The sequence below is a fragment of the Acinetobacter parvus DSM 16617 = CIP 108168 genome (assembly GCF_000368025.1).
Lineage (GTDB): Bacteria > Pseudomonadota > Gammaproteobacteria > Pseudomonadales > Moraxellaceae > Acinetobacter > Acinetobacter parvus.
Genome location: NZ_KB849211.1, coordinates 121,464 through 123,736 on the forward strand (window position 1 = coordinate 121,464; position 2,273 = coordinate 123,736).

Here is a 2,273-nt window from a genome sequence, read left to right on the forward strand (position 1 = left end):
TTTAATTGGTTTTGGGAAAAAAGAAGAGTTTAAGGAAATTTTGGCAATTTTAAGAAAGCACAAGCCTGATAGGATAAGGGTTCTGTACAATTTGTCGTGTACAGAGATCAAATTTATATTATTAAAATATTTGCACTAATTTTACTCCCCCCCAATTTCAGGGCTAGACAATTTTAGGAAATTATAGTCAAACTACTTTATTATTCATACAGGATTCGAAAAAAACTCGAAATAACTCATCGACTGAGTTGTATTGGTTTTATAATGATTTGACTATATACGTTTCTTCCATTCAACAATGGTATTTTTATTAATTTCAAATTGTGCAGCTACCGCTCGAATAGAATAACCTTCCTCAAGCTTAGCTAAAATTTTACGTCTAAAATGTTCTGAATAACTCATTGCACCATTGTATTGGTTTTATAATGATTTGACTATATGACTAAACTACACTCATGTATAAAAATTGTTTTAATCTGTACGGGGTAATGGAAAATGAAACGCTTATCTTTAAGCTTATAGTCAAACCGTTTAATTACCCATACACTCGTTAAAGAAACGACTAAAAAGCTTATCTATTGAGTTAACCAACCATTTTTTCCTTTTTGCTTTCACCCATGCCCACATTTTTTCAATAGGATTAAGGTCAGGACTATACGGTGGTAACCAAAGTATTTGATGCCCATGTTGGGTTAATAGATCTTGTATATCTTGTCGTTTATGGAAAGCTGCATTGTCCATGACAATTACACTATTCGAGGGTAATTCTGGTAATAAAAACTGATCTACCCAAAAATGAAATACATCCGAATTTACTTTGCAATCAAATAAACCAACTGCAAATAACTTACCCTCATGGATTGCTCCTATTGCATTGGTTTGATTTTTTAATTGCCAATTATATGTTCCATAACAAGGAGTTCCCTGTTTTGAATAACCATGAGGTCTATGTTCATGAGATTTAAATCCACTTTCATCAAGATAGATGATCGGGTGTTGACACCTTAATCGGTTTAAATCTTTTAAATACTGCTCTCTGAGTTCTGTTTTTGCTTTCGGGTGCCGTAAGGTCTTTTTTTAACTGTGATATTTAGACGCTTGAGCGCATCTCCAATTGTAGAAGTACCACAACCAAAACGAGCAGCGCGTTCATATTGATAATCATCAGGATATTGCTCAACATCTGCACGTAAGGCATCATCATCAACTTTAGATGGTTTTCTTGGTCGAGTTCTTTTTATTTCGATTCGCTTTTTCCATTCGACAATTGTATTTTTATCAATTTCGAAGTGTTGAGCAACCGCTCGGATAGATTGACCTTCTTCAAGCTTGGCTAATATTTTCTTTCTAAAATGTATTGGATAACTCATATCGGTATTGTATTGGTTTTTTGACGTACGGACTATAGCCACAGTCGCACTTTTATCTGTATCTTTAACAACACAAGCAGGTTTTTTAGATAATGCCTTAAAAATTGCTCAAGCAGTGCAAAGTGGTGATACAGGTGCGGCATTAAATCAGGCTGCCAATATGGCAACAGCACAAAAACAACAAGCTGCACCAGCAACAGCCTATGTTGATACAACACCTTATTCAGTTGCGCAATTGGGTGCGATGGACTGCGCTGCACTTGCAGTATCTTCAGCCACAGCACAACGTGAAATCAAGAGCTTGCAAACTCAAGCTGAACAGTTTGACAATTTACAAACTCAGGCACAACAAGAAGCAGCAAGTAGAGGTAACGCAAAAGCACTCGGTGGTTTATTATCGATTGCTGGAAATATTATGGCGCAAAAAGGCAGCAGTTCTGCAAGCACATTAAGTACGCTGGGCAATAACCTTTCAACAACTCAATCAGAAGCTCAACTACAAACCATGAATTCTGATGCATTGCTCAAAGCTTACAAAAAACACGAAGCTGTGATGTGGTTCTAGGATTTTAGACCACGTCTATAAGTGATAATCTACTCCCCAATAAGCATGGGAAATGCTTGTTTTTGGAGTCAACCATGACACGAAGAAAACGTCGTAATCATTCAGCAGAGTTTAAAGTTAAAGTTGCTCTCGCAGCAATTAAAGGCGACCACACACTCGCTGAACTTTCTACTCAATTCGATTTACATCAAAACCAAATCATCGATTGGAAAAATCAACTGCTTGAGCAATCAATCAATATTTTTTCACGACCAACAGCACAACAAGAACCTGAGATTGACCTCAAAGCTCTACATGCCAAGATAGGACATCAGGCATTGCAAATTGATTTTTTAGAA

The 2,273-nt window shown here is 36.4% G+C and carries 3 protein-coding genes and 2 pseudogenes; 2 read left to right on the forward strand and 3 right to left on the reverse strand.

The genetic code is table 11. From position 1 onward, the window contains the following. Positions 1–276: 276 nt before the first annotated feature. The 3 genes and pseudogenes from F988_RS02680 to F988_RS02690 all read right to left on the reverse strand — a co-directional run. A pseudogene (locus F988_RS02680) lies at positions 277–402 on the reverse strand (transposase); the annotation flags it as partial. Between the two features lie 129 nt (positions 403–531). Further along, a pseudogene (locus F988_RS15670) lies at positions 532–1,005 on the reverse strand (IS630 family transposase); the annotation flags it as partial. Between the two features lie 17 nt (positions 1,006–1,022). Beyond that, positions 1,023–1,370 carry an IS630 transposase-related protein gene (locus F988_RS02690; RefSeq protein ID WP_004676962.1) on the reverse strand — a complete coding sequence of 116 codons (348 nt, stop codon included), beginning with the start codon at positions 1,368–1,370 and terminating at the stop codon, positions 1,023–1,025. Positions 1,371–1,377: 7 nt separating this feature from the next. Between F988_RS02690 and F988_RS02695 the strand changes: the two genes are divergently transcribed. Together F988_RS02695 and F988_RS02700 are read left to right on the forward strand one after the other, a co-directional pair. Continuing rightward, positions 1,378–1,935: a hypothetical protein gene (locus F988_RS02695; RefSeq protein WP_004680913.1), complete on the forward strand. Its 558-nt coding sequence runs from the start codon at positions 1,378–1,380 to the stop codon at positions 1,933–1,935. Between the two features lie 74 nt (positions 1,936–2,009). After that, positions 2,010–2,273: IS3 family transposase (locus tag F988_RS02700; RefSeq protein WP_004680914.1), on the forward strand; the 264-nt coding region annotated here is incomplete at its 3' end.

What these genes read in the sequence shown, in the direction of transcription:
- F988_RS02690 (WP_004676962.1), bottom strand. Translation starts at nt 1,370, where the DNA reads ATGAGTTATCCAATACATTTTAGAAAGAAAATATTAGCCAAGCTTGAA.